Below are 21,445 nucleotides of genomic sequence, written 5' to 3' on the forward strand. Positions count from 1 at the left end.
GGTTGCGCGGGTGGGTACGCGTCCGATTGTCCAGGTTGGTGATGGGGGCCTGGTTGCTGGTAGGCGTTCGGTTGCGCGGGTGGGTACGCGTCAGGTTGTGCCGGTGGGTAGCCGTCCGGCTGGCCAGGTTGGTGATGGGGGCCTGGTTGTTGGTATGCGCCGGGTTGCGCGGGTGGGTACGCGTCAGGTTGTGCCGGTGGGTAGCCGTCCGGCTGGCCAGGTTGGTGATGGCGGCCTGGTTGCTGGTAGACGTTCGGCTGGCCGGGTGGGCAGGCGCCTGGCTGCTGGTGGGCGCCTGGTTGCCCAGGGTGGTGGTAAGCGCTCGGCTGGCCGCCGTGCTGGTATGGCCCCTGCCGGCTCCCGTGCGCCTCGTTCCCCGGCGTCCCGTGGGAGGCGGGCCCCTGGCCGGTCGGGCCGTAAGCGGCGGCTGCCGGTTCGTAAGGGACCTGGCCGTACGGCGGCGCGCTCTGCTGGGAGGCGGGCGAAGGGCCGTGTCCGGGGAACTGGGGAGAGCCGTAGCCTTGCGGCGTTCCTTGGCCGCCCTGGTCGCCGCCCCAAGCGCCTGGCTGGTGGGGATGCGGCTGCGGGGGCTGAGGGGGTTGTGCCATCCCACCATTCTGGTGCAGATCATCACCTTCTGCCCCGGCTACCCCACCAATGCCCTCATCCGGTGCTTCGGTCACCAAGGTCGCGACCAAGGTCTGAGGCGTCGTCGCGCCTGATCTCCGTAGCCTCCCCGCATGACGGAAAGCCGCACACCCCCAGCCCAGCGCGTTCACGAGATCGACGTGGTGCGCGGGTTCGCCCTGGCGGGGATCCTGGTGGCCAACATCGGTTTCTTCGCCGACCCCGGCCACAGCTTCCTGGGCGGCCTGCCCAGCACCGACGACCCGGTGACCACCGCCATCACGATCCTCGTGCTGACGAAGTTCTATGTGATCTTCTCGTTCCTGTTCGGCTACTCGTTCACGCTGCAGATGCGCTCGGCGGAGCGGGCGGGGGTGAGCGTCCGGGCGAGGACGCTGCGCAGGTGCCTGGGCCTGTTCGTGATCGGCGTGCTGCACGGGATCCTGCTGTGGGTCGGCGACATCCTCACGCTCTACGCCGTGCTCGGCCTCATCCTGCTCGGCCTGCGCGACATCCGGCCGAGGAAGGCCGTCATCGTCGGCTCGGCGCTCATCAGCGTGCCGGCGCTGCTGCTCCTGGCGCTGGCGTGGCTGTCCACCCTCGCCCCTGAGGCGGGCCAGGCGCCGGTGGGCGATCCCGCCGCGGCGGCCCGCGCGCTCTCGCTGGCCACCGGCGGGCCGCTCGACTACCTGACCCTGCAGCTGGAGCTCTACCCGATGCTCGTGGCGGTGATCTGGGGCTTTCAGGGGCCGATGGCGCTGGCGATGTTCCTGTTCGGGCTGGCCGCAGGCAAGTCCAGGTTGCTGGAGGAGCCCGAGCGGTGGTCGCGGCTGCTGCCGCGCGTCCAGTGGGTCGGCTTCGGCGCGGGCCTTCCCGGCGCTGTCCTGTTCGCCCTGACGGGGGCCGACGAGGGCCCGTGGCAGCTGGTGGGCCTCGCGGTCACCGCCGTCACCGCGCCGCTGCTCGGCGCCGCGTACGTCGCGACGCTGCTCAGGCTCGTACGCCGCTACCCGGCCGCCGGTCGGGCGCTCGCGCCCGCCGGGCGGGTGGCGGCCTCCAACTACATCGGCCAGTCCGTGCTGGCGTGTCTGGTCTTCACCGGGTACGGCCTGGCGCTCGCGGGCACGCTCTCGCCGCTCGCGGTCATGGGCGTGGCCCTGGTGATCTACACGGTCCTGCTGTGGCTGAGCGCCCTCTGGCTGCGCGGCCACCGCTACGGCCCCGTCGAATACGTGCTGCGCCGGTTCACCACATGGAGTTAGACTCGATTTTGTTAACGGTACCGTTCCGTAAACAAAATGGAGGAGATCATGGACGCGGACGTCTTGGTGGTGGGGGCCGGACCGGTCGGCCTGGCGCTGGCCTGCGGGCTACGGCAGCACGGCCTCTCCGTGCGCGTGGTCGACCGGGCCGACGGACCGGCCACCACGTCACGGGCCAACTTCGTGCACGCCCGCGCCTCGGAGGTGCTCGACCGGCTGGGAGCGCTGGGCGGTCTGCCGGAGGAGTCCGTACGCGCCATGACGATCACGACGTACGCCGGCGACCGGCCGATCATGAAGGTGCGGTTCGGCGACCCGGGCCTCAGGACCGCGGCGCCGCCGATGATGATCTCGCAGGCCAGGGTCGAGGCGGCGCTGCGCGACCGGCTGGCCGAGCTGGGCGTCGTACCCGAATGGGGGTCCGCGCTGACCGCGATCGAGCAGGACGGCTCGGGCGTCACGGCGGTGCTGGGCGACGGGCGCCGGGTGCGTACGGCGTGGCTGGCCGGGTGCGACGGGACGGGCAGCACCGTGCGGAAGCTCGCCGGGATCGGGTTCCCCGGGGTGCGGGTCAGCGAACGGTTCCTGCTGGTGGACGGCCGGCTGGAGACGCCGCTCGATCGTTCGGGCTCGCACGGCTGGGTGCATCCCGCTGGGATGCTGGGCGCGATGCCGATGCCCGGCGACGGTCAGTGGCGGCTGCTGGCGTACGACCCGGAGTTCCGCGACGAGAAGCCGTCGGAGGAGCAGATCGCCGAGCGCATGCGGCACATCCTGGCCGAACGCATCGGCCGGACCGGCACGCGGCTGGCCGAGACGAGCTGGGCGTCGCTGTTCAGCGTGCACCGGCGGCTGGCGGACGCCTACCGGAGCGGGCGGGTGCTGCTGGCCGGCGACTCGGCGCACGCGCACGCGCCCTTCGGCGGGCAGGGCATGCTGACCGGGCTCGGCGACGCGGAGAACCTGGCCTGGAAGCTCGCCCTGGTCGTCGCCGGGCGGGCGGACGAACGGCTGCTGGACACGTACGAGGCCGAACGCCGGCCGCTGGCCACCCAGGTGCTGCGCGGCAGCACCGCCACCACGCGGATGAACATCGCCGCCACCCCGATCGGCCGCTTCCTGCGCGACCGGGTCCTGGTGCGGGTGTTCGGCATGCCATGGATCCAGCGGTACACGACGTACGCCACCTCGCAGCTCTGGGTGAGCTACCGGCGCGGCCCGCTGGGCGGCGGCGGGCGCCGGCCACGGCCGGGCGAGCGCGTCGCCGACCTCGCCTGCGTGCGTCCCGACGGCGCCCGGGTCCGGCTGTACGAGGAGCTCCGCGAGCACTGGGTTGTTCTCGGAGGCGACGGTGAGACGCTGGCCGCCGCCCGGAGACGACTCGGCGGGACGACGGTGACTCAGCTCCGAGAGGCACCCGGCGGGCTCCCGCCCGTCGAGGCGCATGGTGAGATGGGCTCCGGTGAGGTCGCGACCGGCAAGGAGGCTCGTGGGGTGTGGTTGGTTCGGCCGGATGGGCATCTCGCCTGCCGGGGTGGGGCTGCTGACATCGAACGCTGGCTGGGCGACGCGCTTGGGGGCGGCCGGTGACGGCGCCCGCGCGGGGGCGTGGGCGTCCGCGTGATCCGGAGACCGACGCCGCCATCCTGCGGGCGGCGCTGGAGGTGTTCGTCGAGCGGGGCATCGAGGGGTTGAGCATCGAGCAGGTCGCCAAGCGGGCCGGCGTCGGCAAGCTCACCGTCTACCGGCGCTGGGCCACCAAGGAGGAGCTCGTCTCCCAGGCGATCCAGACCATGGTGAGCGACGAGCTGACGCTCTCGCTCGCCGACCTGGACGCCCTGTCGCCGTACGAGATCACCGAGCGGGCGCTTCCGGCGGCGGCCGAGCTGGCCGCGAGCCCCGGATACCGGGCGCTGATCGCCCGCATCTGGGGCTCCGCCGTGAGTCACCCGTCGCTGATGGCGGTGACCTGGGAGCGGTACATCCTGCCGCGCCGCAGGCTGGCCGCGTACCTGATCGAACGGGCCCGGCAGGAGGGCCTGCTGGCGGCGGACGCCGACGCGGACGTGCTGATCGACATGATGGTGGGCGCGGTCATGTACCGCGCGCTCCAGCCCGACCCGCCCGACACGGACGAGATGCTCCGCTACCTGCGGGCCGTCTACCGCCAGGCCGGCCTGCTCCCGCCGGAGCCCTCCTGACGGCCGTCAGCGGGACGTAAGCGTCATCGGGACGTAAGATCCCGCCTGCCCGCGCCGCTCTACGCTCGGCGCCATGAGGGCGATGCGAACGACGGCCGCGTTATCCGCGGTCCTGCTGGCGACCGCGTGCGGCGGCACGACGCCGACCGAGACGACGTTCTCCCCGCCGGCGTCCTCGTCCGGCGCCGGCGTGCCCGACGCGCTGCGGTTCACCGCGAAGACGCTGGACGGGCGGACCTTCGACGGCACGAGCCTGGCCGGCAAGCCGGTGGCCTTCTGGTTCTGGGCGCCGTGGTGCCCCAAGTGCCGCTCCGAGGCCCCCGCTGTCAAGGCCGCCGCCGCCAAGCACGGTGACGTGGCGTTCGTCGGCGTGGCGGGCCTCGACACCGAGCCGGCGATGAAGGACTTCGTCCGGAGCACCGGAACGGGGGACCTCACCCACTTGTCCGACCATGAGGGCGCGGTCTGGACGAAGCTGGGCGTCAGCTCACAATCCACGTTCGTCTTCATGAAGCCGGACGGATCCACTCTGAAAGCCTCAGGTCCGCTCACCCAGGACGAGCTGGACGGGCACCTGCGAACCCTGCTGTCCCGATGACGGAGCTGCCCCTCGCTCTGGCCGTCACCGCCGGCGCCGTGGCCGCCTTCAACCCGTGCGGCTTCGCGATGTTGCCCGCGTACCTGACGTTGCTGGTCGGCGACGGCGACGGCGACGGGGGCGGCGACGGAGGCGGTGGGCGGCCGGTCGTGCGGGCGCTGGTGCTCTCCGGCGCGATGACGGCCGGGTTCGTCACCGTCTTCGGGCTGTTCGGGCTGGCGGTGAGCGGGCTGGCCGTGTCGGTGGGGGCGTACCTGCCGTGGGCGACGATCGTCATCGGGCTGCTCCTGCTCGGGCTCGGCGTCTGGCTGGTGTCCGGGCGGGAGCTGATCGTGCGCGTCCCGGGGCTCGCCACCGGCCGCCCCACGACCGCGCCGCTCTCCCTGTACGGCTACGGCCTCTCCTACGCGGTCGCCTCCCTGTCCTGCACGGTGGGGCCGTTCCTGGCGGTCACCTCGGCCTCGCTGTCCGGCGGCGGGCTGGCGGGCGGGGCGGCGGCCTTCGCGGCGTACGCGCTCGGCATGGGCCTGGTCGTCACCGTCCTGTCGCTCGCGGTGGGCCTCGCCCGTGCCGCCGCGGTGGCCCGGCTGCGGCGGCTGCTGCCGTACGTCTCGCGGGCCGGCGGCGCCCTGCTCGTCCTGGCCGGCCTGTACGTCGCCTACTACGGCTGGTACGAGCTCCGCGTGCTGGCGGGCGCCGCCGCCGACGACCCGATCGTGGGCGCGGTCACGTCCGCGCAGTCCGCGCTCACCGCCTGGCTCACGAACGTGAGCGTGGGCCGGCTCGCCGCGGCCGCCGCCGTGCTCGCCGCTGCCGTCGTGCTCCGCCGGAGATCGGGACGAAGCTAGCAGGCGGGTGGCTCACTCCACCCTGCCGGCGTCTCCGACCCATTCGAATTCCGAATGGGCGGGCGGGTACAGGATCGTCTTGCGCGAAGTCTGCCAGGACATGCCGTAGCGCAGGAAAGCCGCGGCGTGCCGGTTTTCGTTCTGGTAGGTGGAAATGGCTGGGAAGACCGCGATACCGATGGGCATCCCGGTGATGAACAGGCTGGTCACGCGGGGATTCTGTCGCAGCCGGAGAAAAGCGGCACCAGTGAAGCCAGGTGGAGGAACGTCCGATCACGACGCTGATGGTCCCCCTCTCGGGCGGCTGACCCGCCTCACTCGACAGGAAGATCGCCAGTTATGAATCAGTCAGCGACATGAGCCCCCCGAGTCGGCGCATTACGCGTCCGCCCTGTGGAGGTGATCAGGGGCGAGGCCTGGCGAGGATGTTGTGGTGGGTCAGGCCCTGGGGGATGACGTGCGACTCATGAGGAGAAAACCGCGCTGAAGAAGAGACCGGAGGAGTGGCGCGAGTGGTGTGGTGGGATCGATTCGGGAGGTACGTCGGGCTCCATGACGCCTCAGGCCTGTGGCGGCTCGGTGGGAGGACGGTAATGGTCGCGGAGACGTTCATCCGGGTGTCTCCGGCGATGGAGCTGTTCGTCGCGTACACCGGTGAGGCGGCTGGTTCATGCCCCTTGCTGGTGATCCATGGCGGGCCCGATTGGGACCACACCTATCTGAGGGATCCTCTGACGCAGCTCGCCGACCGTCACAACCTGATATTTCCGGACTTGCGCGGATGCGGACGATCCACCCGGGGGCTCCCCGACGACCACTACACGCCCGCCGCGGCGACGGACGACCTCGTCGCGCTGCTCGACACGCTCGGTGGACGCCAGGCCGACGTGCTCGGCTTCTCCTACGGCGGGTTCCTCGCGCAACGCCTGGCCGTGGCCGCCCCCGGCCGGGTGCGGCGGCTCGTGATCGCCTCCAGCGCCGTGCTCCCCGTGCCCCCGGACGCGTACGACGGCTGGGCCGAGCGCGACCGGCGCCGCGCCGCGGAGGCCGCGATCTGGTCCGACCCGCGGCTCTCAGGACCGGACCTCACCCGCGCCGCCGCGCTGGCCGGCGCCGAGGCCGACGTCTGGCGTCCCGAGGCCCTCGACGCCTACCGCGAACGGCTCTCCCATGTCCGCTTCTCGGCCGAGTGGGCCCGTCCCTGGCGGGCGGGCACCCTGCCGCCCGCCCGGCCGGACCGCGCCCCCGAACGGCTGGCCGCGCTCGGCCTGCCGATCCTGCTGCTGCACGGCAGGCAGGACATGACGTTCCCGGCCGCGCTGGCCGAAGAGGGCGCCGAGCTGATCCCCTCCGCCCGCGCGGTCGTCCTCGACGAGGCCGGGCACATGGCCCACGTGGACCAGCCGGACCGCTGGCTCGCCGCCGTCGCCGCGTTCCTGGCCTGATTGACTTCCTGCTGAGACACCTAGCGAAGGAGCCGCAAGCATGACGAACGCACTGCCGGTCACCCTGGACGACGTCCACGACGCCGCGGCCCGGCTCAAGGGGGTCGCCCACCGTACGCCCGTCCTGCGCTCGCGCACCCTGGACGCCCTGGTGGGCGCCGAGGTCTTCGTCAAGTGCGAGAACTTCCAGCGCGTCGGCGCGTTCAAGTTCCGGGGTGCGTACAACGCCGTCTCGCGGCTCTCGCCGGCGCAACTCGCCAGGGGCATCGCGGCGTACTCGTCCGGCAACCACGCGCAGGCCGTCGCACTGGCGGCGCGCGAGCTGGGCAGCAGCGCGGTGATCGTCATGCCCGAGGACGCCCCGCGGCTCAAGCGCGAGGCCACCGCCGGGTACGGCGCCGAGATCGTCACCTACGACCGCTACACCGGCGACCGCGTGGCCATCGGCCAGGCGCTGGCCGCCGAACGCGGGCTCGCGCTGATCCCCCCGTACGAGCACCCCCACGTCATCGCCGGGCAGGGCACCGCCGCACTGGAGCTCATCGAGGAGGTCGGCGAGCTCGACGCGCTGGTCGTGCCGGTCGGCGGCGGCGGGCTGATCGCCGGCAGCGCCACCGCGGCCAAGGGGCTGCTGCCGGGGATCACCGTGGTCGGCGTCGAGCCGGAGGCGGGCGACGACACCAAGCGGTCGCTGGAGGCGGGGGAGCGGGTGCCCGTCCCGGTCACGCGGACGATCGCCGACGGGCTGGCCGCCGAGATCCCCGGCGAGCTGACGTTCTCCATCAACCGGCGCCTGGTGGACGACGTCGTCCTGGTGAGCGACGACGAGATCGTGGCGGCCATGCGGCTGGCGTTCGAACGCATGAAGATCGTCATCGAGCCGAGCGGCGCCGTCTCGCTGGCCGCGCTGCTCGCCGGACGGTCGCCCGAGGTCCCGCGCCGCATCGGTGTCGTCATCTCCGGCGGCAACATCGACGTCAGCCGCTTCGCCGACCTGGTCGCGGCCTGACGATCAGGTCAGAACGGCACCGGCAGGTTCACCTGGCCCGCCAGGGCCAGGAGCCGCCGGACGTCGTCCACCGGCGGATGGATCCGTTCCATGATCCACCGCTTGATCTCCTTGGCGCGGGCGCCGGTGAAGGCCACCTCGCGTTCCCAGCCCCGGGTGTACACCGCGCCGGCCGCTCCGAGGTCCAGGTCGGTGACGTACGGCGCCGGGTCGAAGTCGATCGGCGGGAGCCCGAGGAGGTCGGCGGCGGCGTTGTGCCCGGCCGTCTTGCCCATCGGGGTGGCGTGCTGGCAGCTCTGGACGACCCGGTGCTCGGCGTCGAAGCGGGCGGCCGCCACGTCACCGGCGGCGAAGACATCACCGGTCACGCGCATCCGGGCGTCCACCTCCAGGCGGCCGAGCGCGTCCCGGCGGCCGGGGATCTGCGCGGTCAGCGAACTGGCCCGCATCCCGGCCGCCCACACCACCGTGTCGGACGTGATCCGCGTCCCGTCCGACAGCACGGCGACGCCGTCCTCGACGGCGGCCAGGGTCGTGCGGAGCCGGCGTTCGACGCCGAGGTCGTCCAGACTCTGCTCGATCGCCGGTCGCGGGCCCGGGCCGAGGTCGGGGCCGATCACCTCCGCCTGCTCCACCAGCACCACCCGGCCCCGCGCGGCCAGCTCGGCGGCGATCTCCAGCCCGGTGAACCCGGCACCCACCACCACGGAGGTCACGTCGCGGCGGCCCTTCAGATGCGCGGCCAGCCGCCGCGCGCCCTCGATAGTGTCGACGTCGAACAACCGCCGCGCGCCGGGGAGTTCGGGGCGTACGAGCCGGCTGCCGGCCGCCAGCACCAGCCGGTCGTAGCCGAGGGCGGCCCCATCGGCGTGCACCACGCGGGCCTCGACGTCGATCGCCTCCACGGTGGCGCGCAGGTGACGGACGCCGATCGGGGCGAGCACCGCGCGCAGGGGGAGCGCCGCCCGCTCCGGATCGGGCTCGTAGAGCCGGGGCCGCAGCACCATGTCGTCGCCCGGCGCGATCAGGGTGATGCGCAGGCCCCCGCGTACGCGGGCGGCCGCGACGGCGGCCCAGACCCCGGCGAACCCGCCTCCGACGATCACAACGTGTGACATGTCCTCATCTCCTTCGGAACGTCATGCCGCGAGGGAGACAAGTCAGGAGACAGGAACGTGACCGGCGTGCCGCAACTTGTCGGGATTGGCCACCCGGCGGAACGACGTGATGCGCCCGCCGGAGATATCGACTGTGTCGATCCAGACGAGCGCCCCGTCCCGGTACGTCGCGAGGCCCGGCTCGCCGCCGACCTCGACCACCCGCATCGTGGTGCCCGGGCGGCGGATGCCCAGCCGCGCCAGCAGGCGTGCCACGCGTTCGCGGCCCCGTACCGGCGTCCGGGCGGCGGTCGCCCTGCCGCCGCCGTCGGCCACGTACACGACGTCGGGGTCCAGCAGCTCCACCAGCCGGGCGAAGTCCCCCTTCTCGGATGCGGCGCGGAAGGCGTCCAGCACCCGCTCCCGTTCGGCGCGGCTCGCGGACGGCCGCCGCCGCGCCCGCGCGAGGCGGGCGCGCGCCCGCGAGGCCAGCTTGCGGCAGGCCACCGGCGACCGGCCGAGCACGCCCGCGATCTCGCCGAACGGCAGCTCGAAGACGTCGTGCAGCACGAACGCCACCCGCTCGGGCGGCGGCAGCTCCTCCATGACCAGCAGCATCGCCGTGCTGACGGACTCGTCGACCAGCACCCGGTGACCGGCGTCGGGGCCGGTCAGCAGCGGCTCGGGCAACCACGGGCCGACGTAGGCGTCCCGGCGCACCCTCGCGGAGTTCAGCACGTTGTAGGCACTTCGCGCCGCCACCGTCACCAGCCACGCCCGCAGGTCCGCCACCTGCGACAGGTCGGCCGCCGCCGCGCGCAGCCAGACGTCCTGGACGACGTCCTCGGCCTCCGCGACACTCCCCAGCAGCCGGTACGCGGCGCCGAAGACGGCGGGTCGGTGCAGCTCCCACTCGTCGCCGAGGCGCGTGCTTCCCATAGGGGCGAACCTACGCCCGGGGCGCTGGTCGGGGTGTGGACGGATCACGGTTACTCGGCAAAACTGTGGCGCAGGTCTGAAATTTGCCCTATATCTCGTGAAGAGGTGGCGTGCATGGATCTGCCGGGCAAGCCGGGTCCTGTCAACGTCGACGACCTGGTCGCCATCGACGTCCACACCCACGCCGAGGTCTCCAAGGACGGACACGGGTCGCTCAGCCCCCGGCTGTTCGGCGCGTCGGAAGAGTACTTCGGCTCGCACGAGCGCCCGACCGTCGCCGAGATGGCCGCGTACTACCGGCGGCGCAGGATGGCCGCGGTGGTGTTCACCGTGGACGCCGAGCACGCCACCGGCCACCCGCGCATCTCCAACGAGGAGATCGCCGAGAGCTGCGCCGAGCACGCCGACGTGCTGATCCCGTTCGCGAGCGTGGACCCGTGGAAGGGGCGGGCGGGCGTCCGCGAGGCCGTGCGCCTGGTGAGCGAGTACGGCGTGCGCGGCTTCAAGTTCCACCCGAGCATCCAGGGCTTCTCCCCGGACGACCGGATGGCCTACCCGCTGTACGAGGCCATCGAGGAGCTGGGCGCCGTCGCCCTCTTCCACACCGGCCAGACCGGCATCGGCGCGGGCGTCCCCGGCGGGGCCGGGATCCGGCTGAAGCACTCCAACCCGATGCTGGTGGACGACGTCGCCGCCGACTTCCCCGACCTGAAGATCATCCTGGCGCACCCGTCGTTCCCGTGGCAGGACGAGGCCCTCGCGGTGGCGGTGCACAAGCCGACCGTGCACATCGACCTGTCGGGCTGGTCGCCGAGGTACTTCCCGCCGCAGCTCGTCCGGTACGCCAACAGCCTGCTGAAGGAGAAGGTGCTGTTCGGCTCCGACTACCCGGTGATCTCACCGGACCGGTGGCTGGCCGACTTCGACCGGCTCGACATCAAGCCGGAGGTCCGCCCCAAGATCCTCAAGGACAACGCCGTACGCCTGCTCGGCCTCCACGAAGGGAAGCGACCATGACCGTCACCGTGCACGGCCTCGCGGGGCTGAAGGAGCTCGCCGGCCGCGACCTCGGCCACAGCTCCTGGCTGGAGGTCGCCCAGGACCGGGTGAACACCTTCGCCGACGCCACCGCCGACCACCAGTGGATCCACGTCGACCCCGAGCGGGCCAAGGACGGGCCGTTCGGCGTCACGATCGCGCACGGCTACCTCACCCTGTCGCTGGTCATCCCGCTCTTCGGCGAGCTGCTCGACATCCGGGGCATCTCGATGGGGGTCAACTACGGTCTGGACCGGGTCCGCTTCCCCAGCCCCGTCAAGGTCGGCTCGAAGATCCGGCTGGCGGCCACGGTCGTGTCGGTGGAGGACGTGCCGGGAGACGGCGTGCAGATGGTCGTGGACCTCACCGTCGAGGTCGACGGCTCCGCGAAACCGGCCTGCGTCGCCCGCGCCCTCTACCGCCACTACGCCTGACGGCTCCTGGCCCCTTGGGTCGGGACGCTCCCGCCGGCGGCGCGGGAGGACCTCCTGATGGCCACCTCGGCCTCGACCAGCCGTTCGATCGGGTCGTGGCCGGGCAGGCCGGGGACGCAGACCACCTCGCCGGCGTCGAGCGCGGTCAGCGACGCCTCCACGACCTGGGTCGCCGGGATGCCGCCCAGGGGACGCGCCGGCGTGTCGTGCTCGCGTACCGGCTCCAGGCCGCGTGACAGATGGAACTCCGTGTCGACCAGCCCCGGAGCCAGCGCCTGCACGCGCAGCGGCGTGCCGGACAGCTCGCTGGCCAGCGTGCGGGTGAACGTCAGCACGTAGCCCTTCGTGCCGGCGTAGATCGCGCGGTGGGGAAGCGGGTGTGGCGGCAACGACCCGGCGAAGGCGATCTGGGAGGCCACGTTGACGATCGTGCCGTGCCCGTGCTCCAGCATGCCCGGCACGGCGGCGCGCGTCAGGGTGGTCAGCGCGGTCACGTTGACGTCGATGACCTTGGTCATGAGGCCGGGCTCCAGCTCGGCGAAGGGGCCGTAGCCGTTGATGCCCGCGCTGTTGACCAGGAACGCGATGTCACCGGCCGCCGCCCGCTCGGTCACCCGGGTCAGGTCGCCGGGCGCGGACAGATCGGCGACCAGCGTCTCGACCGTCGTGCCGGTCTCCTTGCGCAATCTGTGGGCGAGCTCGTCGAGCCGCGACCCGCGGCGGGCGACCAGGACGGTGTGCCAGCCTCGGGCGGCCAGACGGCGGGCGTATTCGGCCCCGATCCCCGATGAGGCTCCTGTGACCAAGGCCATCTGTCTGGTTTGCACAACTATGCCCCTTTCCTTCCAGTACGGCCCCTACCCGCTGCGGCGGCGCCCGCTCACCAGTCGCGTGCCCCGATCAGCGTCTCCGTGTCGGCGTCGGGGAATCCGTACGCGGCGGCCACGAACGCGAAGTCGGCGGCGATCAGCTCCCGCGCGACGGTCTCGATCTCGCTGTCGGCCGCGAGGAACTCCTCCGTCGCGGCATCCGTGAGCGCGTAGAGGGCGGTCAGGCCGGCGGGCCGCTCGGCCTCGATCCTGGCGCACAACCGCAGCAGGATCGCCCGGCCCTTGTCGACCAGGTGGCCGGGGAACCAGCCGTCGTCGTACATGCCCTGAAGAAAGGGGTGGCCGGCCACCTGCCGATTCGTCAGCGCCATCGGGCGTCTCCTGTCCTCGCCGTACGGGATGACGGCATCCTGCACGCCGGCACCGACAGAATCGCCGGAGAGTGTGACCCCCGTCAGCCGGTGGATCGACACCTCGTCACCGAACGGACGCGGACGACAAGAGCGTTCATGCCCGTTCAGGCGAGAGCGCCCTCCGCAGAACCTGAACCAGGTCAGCGCGCATGCGCTGAGCCGCCTTGGTCTGCGCCAGCAGGTACGTGCCGTGCACGGTGCCGGCGTACAGACGCAGCTCGACGCTGACGCCGGCCTTCATCAGGCGCCGCGCGTAGTCGAGTGCCTCGTCCCGCAGCGGATCGAGTTCGCTCACGGCGACGAAGGCCGCAGGCAGCGCGGAGAGGTCCTCGGCACGGGCGGGGGCCGCGTAGCTCATCCCGTCCTTGCCGTCGACGGTGGAGGATCCGCTGAGGTAATGCCGCCAGGTGAGTTCGAGGATCTCCCGGTCGAGTACGGGTACGTCGACGAGTTCGCGGATCGAGTCGCTTTCCAGCCGATCGTCCAGCACCGGAACGCCCAGGTACTGGAAGCGGATACGGGGGCCGCCGCGGTCCCGCGTGAGCAGGGCGAGCCCGGCACTCATCGTGCCGCCGGAACTGTCGCCGCCGACCGCGATCCGGTCGGGGTCGACGTCGATGTCGGCGGCGTTCCGCGCCATCCAGGTCAGGGTCGCGTAGCAGTCTTCGAGGCCGGCCGGGAACGGGTTCTCCGGCGCCAGCCGGTAGTCAACGGCGACGACGACCGCTTCCAGGTCGAGAGCCAGTCGCATCAGCAGAGGGTGCGTCATCTCCAGGTCGCCCAGCACGAAACTGCCGCCGTGGATGTAGAGCAGCGCGGGCAACGGTCTCGCACCGTGCGTCGGCGTGTAGACGCGCACCGGTACGTCGGGCGCTCCCGCCCGGCCCGGTACGACGGCGTCGCGTACCCGCAGGTCGGCGGGGACCTCCGGCGCGGGCATCGCGGTCTGCGCCTCGAAGAGAAGGTTCCGTGTGGCTATCGGGTCGGTCAGATCAAGACGGGCGAACGGCATCCGCGACGGAGCCAGTTCCGGATCATATGCGTGGTTCATGATTTTCCCCCGTAACATCATCTCGACCCGAACCGTCGGCCAGATCGTTGGTCATGGTTGGATGTCGCCTTCGCCCATGAGGCGTACCGTCGATGTGCACGGATCGTTCGTGACGCAGGTCACGTCCGCCGGCACGATCCGGATCGGCTACGTCAGCGCCGGCGCATCGGCGTCGGACGCACCGGTCGTCAGGCCTGGGTGCGGAAGTGCGGCATCCCCTTGACCAGCAGTAACGCGGGCGGCAGGACGAGGATGAGGGCCGCCGCGGCGCCCAGCACGGCCGCCGGGCTGGCGAGCTCCGCCAGCGGCCCGGTCAGCGCCTGGCCGAACGGCAACAGCCCGAAACCGCACAGCCAGGCGAACGAGCTGATCCGGCCGATCAGGTGGTCGGGGATCTCGCGCTGCAGGGCGACCTCCCAGTGGATCGCGTAGATCTCCACGCCCGCCCCGGCGACCGCGTACGCCGCGAACACCGGCCAGGCGTCCGTGGAGAAGATCAGCGAGGCCGGGGCGGCCGCGTAGAGGGTCATCGCGGCCAGCGCGACGACGCCCGGCCTGCGCGGCCGCCACGCCATCGTCAGCAGCCCGCCGGCCAGGCCGCCGACCCCGTAGCAGGTGAGCGCGACGCCGTACACGGCGGCGGAGCCGAACTCGGCGGTGCTGACGATCGGCAACAGCACCTGTGTCGGCGCCAGCACGAACATGAGGTTCACCGCCGAGAACGCCAGGATCGCGCGCACCCACGGACGGCGGCCCGCCTCGGCCACGCCGGCGCGGATGTCCGCCGCGAACGACGCCCGCGGCGCCGGCTCCCGCCGCGGCTCCGCCACCCGCCAGAACGCCAGCGCCGCCGCCGCGAACACCGCCAGCGTGATCGCGTACGCCGCCCGGGTGCCCGACGCGGCGATCACCGCCACGCACACCGCGGGCCCCACCATGATCCCCGTACGGATGGACACGCTGACCAGGGACCTCCCGGACACGCGCTCCTCGTCGGCGAGGACGCCGCGCAGCAGCCCGTTGAAGGCCGGCCGCACGAACGCCTCGGCGATCCCCAGGACGAACACCGCCGCGGCCGCGGCCCCGACCGGCAGCGCCGCCGGCACCGCCAGCGCCCCGGCCACCAGCCCCTGGGCGGCGTACGCGGCCGTCATCAGCAGCCGGCGCGGCAGCCGGTCGGCCCACACGCCGCCGACGGGCAGAAAGGCGACCAGGGTGATCCCGCGTACGGCGAGGACCAGGCCGAGCGCGACCGCGTCACCGCCGGCCGCCACGACGGCGACGGTGATCGCCACGGCGAGCATCTGCTCCCCCATGACCGCCACCGTCTGACTGACCAGCAGCAGGCGGAACCGTGGGTTCGCAAGCGCCGCGACCCTACTGACGACAACCCCTCCCACGCCGGACGATCGCCCCCATGCTCCCCACCCCACCCCCGTCCTGGACACCCCTTTACGCGCAGAGCGCACCACCACCGTCGCTTCCTCGGGGGGCTGCCTGATCAGGGGGCCGAGTGGAGGTGGTGGAGGAGGCGGGCGGGGTGGAGGGGGCCGGCGTCCGGGGCCATGGCGGTGAGGAGCCGGGCGGGGGTTCCGGGGAGCGGGGTGATCATGGCGTGGCCGGCCGCCGGGTCGTCCCAGAGGAACCGGGCCGGGGCCGGCTCCGTGTCGAGAGCGGGGTCGATCAGCAGGAACTGCGCGGTGGCACGGTGGCCGGCCAGTACGGCGGGGCCGTCCCAGCCGGGTGCGCCGGGGCCGTACGCGGTCTCCTGGTCGAGGATCGTCCGGCCGTCACGGCGCACGGTGAGGCGGCTGGTCAGCCGGCCCGTCGGTTCGTGCGCGCGGCCGAGGATCTGCCGTTCGCCGAGCAGGAGCCGGGCCGTGGGGGCGAGGTCGACGCCGATGCGCTGGCGCAGGTCGCTGCCGCCGGCGGAGATGACCGGCTCGGGCAGCCAGTGCAGCCGTGCGCCGTCCGCCACGGACAGGACGAGGTCCAGCGTGGCATGCCCGGGGACGGGGCCGGGCAGCGCGACGGTCGCGGCGGCGGAGGTCACCTCGAGGTCCGCGCCCGGGCCGACCACGATCTCGATGCGCAGCCGGTCGCCGTTGTGCGGGGCGCTCATCGCGCCGACGACGCAGACGCGCGCCTGCCCACCGCGAGACCTCAGGCGGCGCAGATCGAACGGGCCGTCGCCGGACAGGAGAGGCAGACAGGTCGCCCCCTCCTCGACGGCCGCGGTGAGCCGCGCTGTGGCCCGCAGCCCGTGGGCGTCGTGCCCCGCCGGGCGCGGATCCGGCACACGACACGCCGTCACTCCCGGGGCTGGGGTGATCGTCATGCCGGGGTCGTGGTGGGGCGGGGGATGTGCTGGGTGGGGCGTTCGGCGAGGCGGCGGCGTACCCAGGCGGCCACGGGGTGGATGCCGCCCTCGGCTCTGACGCTGGTGAGGATCACGGGGAGCGTGCCGCGTGCGGCGCGGGCGTCGCGTTCCATGGCGGCGAGGTCGGCGCCGACGTACGGGGCCAGGTCGGTTTTGTTGACCACGAGCAGGTCGGCCGAGGTCAGGCCGGGGCCGCCCTTGCGGGGGATGTCGTCGCCGCCCGCCACGTCGATGATGAAGATCTGGTGGTCGACGAGGCCCTGGGAGAAGGTGGCGGTCAGGTTGTCGCCGCCGGACTCGATCAGGACCAGGTCGAGGGGGTCGAGGCGGGTCTGGAGGTCTTCGACGGCCTCCAGGTTGGCGGAGATGTCGTCGCGGATGGCGGTGTGCGGGCAGGCCCCGGTCTCGACGGCCGTGATCCGCTCGGGGGGCAGCACGGCCTGCCGCAGCAGGGCCTCGGCGTCCTCCCTGGTGTAGATGTCGTTGGTCACGACGGCGATGGACAGCGCGTCACGCAGTTCGCGGCACAGGGCGGCGACCGTGGCCGTTTTCCCCGAGCCGACGGGGCCGCCCAGGCCGATGCGCAGGGCACGCCGGCCGTCGTGGGCCGCCGCGCCGCCGCCTCCCGTGGCCGTGTCGAAGAGCGGGGGTTCGGTGTGGTGCAGATGCATGGCGCCTCCGGGGTGCGGTTCGAGGGGTTTGCGGGTGGATTCGGCTCATCGGGTGATGGGCTGAAGCCGGGGGTGAGTTGGTTGCTCAGGGGCGGGGTCTGGTGTGGGTGGATGCGGGTCGTCGGGTTCGCGGTTCGTCGGCTCATGGTGTGAGGTGCGGACCTGGATCGTTCAGCTGGCGAAGAGGCGTACCGACCAGGTGGCGTGCTGTTCGGCGGTGATGTCCAGGAGCGGTGCGGAGGCGGCGGGCAGGGTGTCGACGCCTTCCGCCGCGGCCCGTTCCGCGTGGCGCGCGGCCCGGTCAGCCACCTCGTCGATGTCGTCGGCGAGAGCGGCCACGACGCCGTTCGCGCGGAACGGGTCGAGGCCCAGCAGGCGTACCACGGCGTTGACCGGGCCGCAGACGCTGTCGTAGGCGGCCGACCGCGCGGCGTCCAGCGGGGTGAGCCCCGCCGCGCGGGCGGCCAGTCCCAGCACGACCGGCTGATGCGCCCCGCCGGGACACGCGGTGGCCAGCTCGTCCCAGAGCGGGCCAGGCCACGTGACGCGTACGGCGCGCGACAGCTGGCGGCCGAGCTTGCGGGAGGTCCGGCGCAGGGCCGGGGAGGGGGTACGGGCGTCGGCGGCGGCGTCCAGCAGGAGCGGGTCGCAGCCGCAGGCCGCTGCGGCGGCGAGTGCCGCGGCGACCAGCCCGGAGGTGTGCAGCCGGCCGCGGCAGAAGCACTCCAGCGTGGCCGTGTCGCGGACGAGGCCGGCCGCGACGGCCGCCTCCGCCCCTCCGCTGTGGGCATGCCCGCCGGAGGGGAACCGGCCGTCGCTGAGCAGCAACAGCGCCGCGTGACTCATCGTCGCTCCTCAACAGGTAACCGTCGGGACGGCTGTTCGGCCCCGAAGGAAGAAGGGGGATCGGCCGCCGGCCCGGCCTCGTCGGTGTGTGGTCGGCCAGGGCCGGCGGGAGGTGGGGGTCAGAAGAGGAAGTAGCGCTGGGCCATGGGGAGCTCGGTGCGGTATTCGGGGACGATCGTGTCGTCGCCCACCGACACCTTCACGTCGGGTGTCCGGTCGTCGGGACGGGTGGTGCCGCCGCTGCCCGGGACGGTGACGGCGAAGCTGTCCGGGTCGACCTCGATGGCCGGGGTGGCATCGTTCTCCCGCATGTCGGACTTGGTCAGCCCGCGGGTGTCGGTGATCGTCTCGAACGCCTTGCGCACCCCGTCCAGCCCGCCGAAGCTGCCCGAGACGAAGTTGACCGAGTTGCCGCCCGGCGCGTGGCCGAGCGCGCCGAACATGCGGCGGGGCAGGATCGGCTGCGGCGTCGGGATGGAGGCGTTGGCGTCGCCGATCTGCGCGTACGCGATCTGCCCGCCTTTGAGCACCATGTGCGGCTTGACGCCGAAGAACCGGGGCTCCCACAGCACCAGGTCCGCCAGCAGGCCGGGGCGGATCGAGCCGACCACGTGGTCGATGCCGTGCGCGATCGCGGGGTTGACGGTGTATTTGGCGACGTAGCGGCGGGCGCGGAGGTTGTCGGCCGGTCCGTCGCCGTCGAGGCTGCCGCGCAGGCGTTTCATCACGTGCGCCGTCTGCCACGTACGAGTGATCATCTCGCCGATGCGGCCCATCGCCTGGGCGTCGGACGACATGATCGAGATGGCCCCCATGTCGTGCAGCACGTCCTCGGCCGCCATGGTGGAGGGCCGGATGCGCGACTCGGCGAACGCCAGGTCCTCCGGCACCAGCCGGTTCAGATGGTGACAGACCATCACCATGTCGATGTGCTCGGTGACGGTGTTGACCGTCAGCGGCCGGGTCGGGTTGGTGGAGGCGGGCAGCACGTGCGGATGGGAGGCCAGCGCGATGATGTCGGGCGCGTGCCCGCCGCCCGCGCCCTCGACGTGGAAGGCGTGGATGCAGCGCCCGCCGATGGCCTGCAGGGTGCTCTCAAGGAAACCGGCCTCGTTCAGGGTGTCGGCGTGGATGGCCAGCTGCACGCCCGACTCGTCGCACACCCGCAGGCACGCGTCCAGCACGGCCGGGGTGGCGCCCCAGTCCTCGTGCACCTTGAAGCCCATGACACCCGCGACGAGCTGGTCGCGCATCGAGTCGAGTGACGTGGTGGCGCCCTGGCCGAGCAGCCCGACGTTGACCGGGGAGGCGTCGAGCGCCTCGAACATCGCCGCGACGTGCCAGGAGCCGGAGGTGACGGTGGTGGCCTTGCTGCCCTCGGCCGGGCCGGTGCCGCCGCCGATCAGCGTCGTCACCCCCGAGGCGAGCGCCTCGTCGATCTGCTCGGGGCAGATGAAGTGGACGTGGGTGTCGACGCCGCCGGCGGTCAGGATCTTGCCGTTGCCGGCGATGACCTCGGTGTCGGGGCCGACGACGATGTCGACGGGCGCCGGCCGGCCGGACACCCCGGCGACGGCGTCGGTGCCGTGCCGTTCCGGCATGGTCTCGGGGTTGTATGCCCGGCCGATCCCCACGATGCGGCCCTCGCGCAGCGCGACGTCGGCCTTGACGACGCCCCAGTGATCGAGGACCACCACGCCGGTGATCACCGTGTCGGGGGCACCGTTCGCGCGGCTCACGCGGGACTGGCCCATCGACTCGCGGATGACCTTGCCGCCGCCGAAGACCATCTCGTCACCGCTGTGGCCGGGGCCGCCCGCCCAGTCCTCGGTGATCTCGATGCGCAGGTCGGTGTCGGCGAGCCGGACGCGGTCGCCGGCGGTGGGGCCGTACAGGTCGGCGTAGTCGGCGCGGGTCAGCGCGAGCGGTTCTCTCACAGCGGCCCCCCGACCTCGCCGCGCAGGCCCCAGACCTCGCGGTCGCCCTGCAGCGGCACCAGCTCGACGTCGACCGGGTCGTTCGGCTCGAACCGCTGCGACTTGCCGGCCGGGATGTTCAGGCGCATGCCGTAGGCGCACTTGCGGTCGGGTTCGCCACCGGGGCCCGGTCTGATCTCCAGAGCGGGGTTGACCTCGTAGAAGTGGTAGTGGGAGCCGACCTGGACGGCGCGGTCGCCGACGTTGCGGACCTCGACCAGGGCCACCGGCAGGCCCTCGTTGACGTACACCGGCCGGTCGTCCGGGTGCTCGATCTGCCCAGGGCGGACGACGTGGTCGCGCGGCGGGATGGGGTCGGTGACGGTCACCAGCTTGGTGCCGTCGGGGAAGGTCGCCTCGACCTGGATCATGTCGATCATCTCCGGTACGCCGTCCATCACCTCGTCGCGGGTGAGCACGCCGTGCCCGGAATCCATCAGCTCCTTGACGGTCCTGCCGTCCCTGGCTCCCTCCAGGATGTGCGCGGTCAGCAACGCGACGGCCTCCGGGTAGTTGAGTGGCAGTCCGCGCGCCCGGCGTTTCGCGGCGACCTCTGCGGCCACGTGGATCAGCAGCCGTTCCTGCTCGTGCGGTGTCAGGTGCACATCGCCCTCCTGTTTGTCAGCGATCCGCATGCACATGATTACGGTGAGTCACGGTCCTTGGGCAGGGGGTGTCAGGCCACGTTCGCCTCACCAACGCGCCAGCGCAACAGCACCTTGACCTGGAGTCCGCTCCAGCTGAAAGGGTCTTCCCGTCCGACATATGAAGGAGATGCGCAATGAGTAGTCGAACTCTGGGTCGTAGTGGGATCCGCGTGAGCCCGATCGGGTTCGGCGCGTGGGCGATCGGGGGACCGTTCGTCTCCGGCGGCAAGCCGGCGGGCTGGGGCGAGGTGGACGACGACGAGTCCGTCGCCGCCGTGCACCGCGCCCTCGACCTGGGCGTCACCTTTTTCGACACCGCCGACGTGTACGGCACCGGCCGCAGCGAGCGGGTGCTCAGCCGGGCGCTCGCCGGACGGCGCGACGAGGTGGTGATCGCCACCAAGTTCGGCAACGTCTTCGACCCCGCCACCCGCACCGTCATCGGCCGCGACGTCTCGGCCGCGTACATCCGGCAGGCGTGCCGGGCCTCGCTGGAGCGGCTCGGCACCGACCGCATCGACCTCTACCAGCTGCACATCGGCGACGCGCCTCTGGAGCAGGTGGACGACATGATCGCCGCGCTGGAGGACCTCGTCGCCGAGGGCCTGATCCGCTCGTACGGCTGGAGCACCGACGACCCCGCGCGGGCGGCCGCGTTCGCGAGGGGGCCGCACTGCGCCGCCGTGCAGCACCAGCTCAACGTCCTGAACGACGCCCCGGAGATGCTGGCCGCCTGCGACGCCCACGACCTCGCCTCGGTCAATCGCGGGCCGCTGGCGATGGGCCTGCTGTCGGGCAAGTACGGCCCGGACACGCGCCTGCCGATGGACGACGTGCGCGGCGACTCCCCGCCGTGGATGAGGTACTTCGCGGACGGCCGCCCGGCCCCCGAGTTCCTCGTCAAGCTGGACGCGATCCGCGACGTGCTCACCTCCGGCGGCCGCACCCTCGCCCAGGGAGCGCTGGGCTGGCTGCTGGCCCGCAGCGAGCGCACGGTGCCGATCCCCGGCATCCGGACGGTCGCCCAGGCCGAGCAGAACGCCGGCGCGCTCCAGCACGGCCCGCTCGACGAGACCCAGCTGCGCCAGATCGACGAGCTGCTCGGCCGCTGACCTCTGGCAGGATGTCGGCCC

At 72.5% G+C, this 21,445-nt stretch carries 22 protein-coding genes; 10 read left to right on the forward strand and 12 right to left on the reverse strand.

All coding sequences use genetic code 11. From position 1 onward, the window contains the following. The first annotated feature begins 740 nt into the window (after nt 1-740). The 5 genes from ACIBP6_RS35535 to ACIBP6_RS35555 all read left to right on the forward strand — a co-directional run bounded on the left by ACIBP6_RS35535 (nt 741) and on the right by ACIBP6_RS35555 (nt 5,536). Nucleotides 741-1,889 carry a DUF418 domain-containing protein gene (locus ACIBP6_RS35535; protein WP_397058189.1) on the forward strand — a complete coding sequence of 383 codons (1,149 nt, stop codon included), beginning with the start codon at nt 741-743 and terminating at the stop codon, nt 1,887-1,889. Between the two features lie 48 nt (nt 1,890-1,937). Continuing rightward, the gene (locus tag ACIBP6_RS35540; RefSeq protein WP_397058190.1) at nt 1,938-3,479 is read left to right on the forward strand and encodes an FAD-dependent oxidoreductase; all 1,542 of its coding nucleotides are present in this window, start codon (nt 1,938-1,940) and stop codon (nt 3,477-3,479) included. Then, complete coding sequence (locus tag ACIBP6_RS35545) at nt 3,476-4,090, forward strand: TetR/AcrR family transcriptional regulator (RefSeq protein WP_132617986.1); 615 nt, start codon at nt 3,476-3,478, stop codon at nt 4,088-4,090. The genes ACIBP6_RS35540 and ACIBP6_RS35545 overlap by 4 nt, the downstream gene beginning before the upstream one ends. A gap of 73 nt (nt 4,091-4,163) precedes the next feature. Beyond that, on the forward strand, nt 4,164-4,688 hold the full coding sequence (locus tag ACIBP6_RS35550) for a redoxin domain-containing protein (RefSeq protein ID WP_397058191.1): 525 nt from the start codon (nt 4,164-4,166) through the stop codon (nt 4,686-4,688). Further along, nucleotides 4,685-5,536, forward strand: coding sequence for a cytochrome c biogenesis protein CcdA (locus ACIBP6_RS35555; protein ID WP_397058192.1), 852 nt, complete (start codon nt 4,685-4,687; stop codon nt 5,534-5,536). Before ACIBP6_RS35550 ends, ACIBP6_RS35555 begins: the two co-directional genes overlap by 4 nt. A gap of 12 nt (nt 5,537-5,548) precedes the next feature. Here ACIBP6_RS35555 and ACIBP6_RS35560 read toward each other — a convergent pair whose 3' ends face one another. Then, nucleotides 5,549-5,746: a hypothetical protein gene (locus tag ACIBP6_RS35560; RefSeq protein WP_397058193.1), complete on the reverse strand. Its 198-nt coding sequence runs from the start codon at nt 5,744-5,746 to the stop codon at nt 5,549-5,551. Between the two features lie 383 nt (nt 5,747-6,129). Between ACIBP6_RS35560 and ACIBP6_RS35565 the strand changes: the two genes are divergently transcribed. Together ACIBP6_RS35565 and ACIBP6_RS35570 are read left to right on the forward strand one after the other, a co-directional pair. Then, nucleotides 6,130-6,981 (forward strand): alpha/beta fold hydrolase, encoded by an 852-nt coding sequence (locus ACIBP6_RS35565; protein WP_397058194.1) that lies wholly within the window; start codon nt 6,130-6,132, stop codon nt 6,979-6,981. Nucleotides 6,982-7,021: 40 nt separating this feature from the next. After that, nucleotides 7,022-7,990: a threo-3-hydroxy-L-aspartate ammonia-lyase gene (locus ACIBP6_RS35570; RefSeq protein ID WP_397058195.1), complete on the forward strand. Its 969-nt coding sequence runs from the start codon at nt 7,022-7,024 to the stop codon at nt 7,988-7,990. A gap of 8 nt (nt 7,991-7,998) precedes the next feature. On the opposite strand, the gene ACIBP6_RS35575 is transcribed toward ACIBP6_RS35570, so the two are convergent. Then, the gene (locus tag ACIBP6_RS35575) at nt 7,999-9,108 is read right to left on the reverse strand and encodes an NAD(P)/FAD-dependent oxidoreductase (protein ID WP_397058196.1); all 1,110 of its coding nucleotides are present in this window, start codon (nt 9,106-9,108) and stop codon (nt 7,999-8,001) included. A gap of 42 nt (nt 9,109-9,150) precedes the next feature. After that, nucleotides 9,151-10,026, reverse strand: a complete 876-nt coding sequence (sigJ, locus tag ACIBP6_RS35580; protein ID WP_397058197.1) for an RNA polymerase sigma factor SigJ — start codon at nt 10,024-10,026, stop codon at nt 9,151-9,153. Between the two features lie 114 nt (nt 10,027-10,140). Between sigJ and ACIBP6_RS35585 the strand changes: the two genes are divergently transcribed. Together ACIBP6_RS35585 and ACIBP6_RS35590 are read left to right on the forward strand one after the other, a co-directional pair. Further along, nucleotides 10,141-11,043: an amidohydrolase family protein gene (locus tag ACIBP6_RS35585; protein ID WP_397058198.1), complete on the forward strand. Its 903-nt coding sequence runs from the start codon at nt 10,141-10,143 to the stop codon at nt 11,041-11,043. Beyond that, complete coding sequence (locus ACIBP6_RS35590; RefSeq protein WP_397058199.1) at nt 11,040-11,498, forward strand: MaoC family dehydratase; 459 nt, start codon at nt 11,040-11,042, stop codon at nt 11,496-11,498. Before ACIBP6_RS35585 ends, ACIBP6_RS35590 begins: the two co-directional genes overlap by 4 nt. Here the strand turns inward: ACIBP6_RS35590 and ACIBP6_RS35595 are convergent. The 9 genes from ACIBP6_RS35595 to ACIBP6_RS35635 all read right to left on the reverse strand — a co-directional run bounded on the left by ACIBP6_RS35595 (nt 11,489) and on the right by ACIBP6_RS35635 (nt 20,300). After that, nucleotides 11,489-12,310: an SDR family NAD(P)-dependent oxidoreductase gene (locus ACIBP6_RS35595; protein ID WP_397058200.1), complete on the reverse strand. Its 822-nt coding sequence runs from the start codon at nt 12,308-12,310 to the stop codon at nt 11,489-11,491. The two genes, ACIBP6_RS35590 and ACIBP6_RS35595, sit on opposite strands and share 10 nt — an antisense overlap. Before the next feature lie 68 nt (nt 12,311-12,378). Further along, a complete protein-coding gene (locus ACIBP6_RS35600; protein WP_397058201.1) occupies nt 12,379-12,744 on the reverse strand; it encodes a DUF5713 family protein in 366 nt (121 codons plus the stop codon). A gap of 91 nt (nt 12,745-12,835) precedes the next feature. Continuing rightward, the gene (locus tag ACIBP6_RS35605) at nt 12,836-13,792 is read right to left on the reverse strand and encodes an alpha/beta hydrolase (protein ID WP_397058202.1); all 957 of its coding nucleotides are present in this window, start codon (nt 13,790-13,792) and stop codon (nt 12,836-12,838) included. Between the two features lie 188 nt (nt 13,793-13,980). After that, nucleotides 13,981-15,267 carry an MFS transporter gene (locus tag ACIBP6_RS35610; protein ID WP_397058203.1) on the reverse strand — a complete coding sequence of 429 codons (1,287 nt, stop codon included), beginning with the start codon at nt 15,265-15,267 and terminating at the stop codon, nt 13,981-13,983. A 26-nt stretch (nt 15,268-15,293) separates the two neighbouring features. Next, nucleotides 15,294-16,130, reverse strand: a complete 837-nt coding sequence (locus ACIBP6_RS35615) for an urease accessory protein UreD (RefSeq protein WP_397058204.1) — start codon at nt 16,128-16,130, stop codon at nt 15,294-15,296. Further along, the gene (gene ureG, locus ACIBP6_RS35620; RefSeq protein ID WP_397058205.1) at nt 16,127-16,843 is read right to left on the reverse strand and encodes an urease accessory protein UreG; all 717 of its coding nucleotides are present in this window, start codon (nt 16,841-16,843) and stop codon (nt 16,127-16,129) included. Before ureG ends, ACIBP6_RS35615 begins: the two co-directional genes overlap by 4 nt. 171 nt (nt 16,844-17,014) lie before the next feature. Then, on the reverse strand, nt 17,015-17,689 hold the full coding sequence (locus ACIBP6_RS35625; RefSeq protein ID WP_397058206.1) for an urease accessory protein UreF: 675 nt from the start codon (nt 17,687-17,689) through the stop codon (nt 17,015-17,017). Between the two features lie 119 nt (nt 17,690-17,808). Further along, nucleotides 17,809-19,626 carry an urease subunit alpha gene (locus ACIBP6_RS35630; RefSeq protein ID WP_397058207.1) on the reverse strand — a complete coding sequence of 606 codons (1,818 nt, stop codon included), beginning with the start codon at nt 19,624-19,626 and terminating at the stop codon, nt 17,809-17,811. Further along, complete coding sequence (locus ACIBP6_RS35635) at nt 19,623-20,300, reverse strand: urease subunit gamma (RefSeq protein ID WP_397058208.1); 678 nt, start codon at nt 20,298-20,300, stop codon at nt 19,623-19,625. Before ACIBP6_RS35635 ends, ACIBP6_RS35630 begins: the two co-directional genes overlap by 4 nt. A 146-nt stretch (nt 20,301-20,446) precedes the next feature. On the opposite strand from ACIBP6_RS35635, the gene ACIBP6_RS35640 reads away from it, so the two are divergent. Beyond that, nucleotides 20,447-21,424, forward strand: coding sequence for an aldo/keto reductase (locus tag ACIBP6_RS35640; protein ID WP_397058209.1), 978 nt, complete (start codon nt 20,447-20,449; stop codon nt 21,422-21,424). Nucleotides 21,425-21,445 lie beyond the last annotated feature (21 nt).

Origin of the sequence: Nonomuraea terrae (assembly GCF_044465245.1) — a bacterium.
Lineage (GTDB): Bacteria > Actinomycetota > Actinomycetes > Streptosporangiales > Streptosporangiaceae > Nonomuraea > Nonomuraea terrae.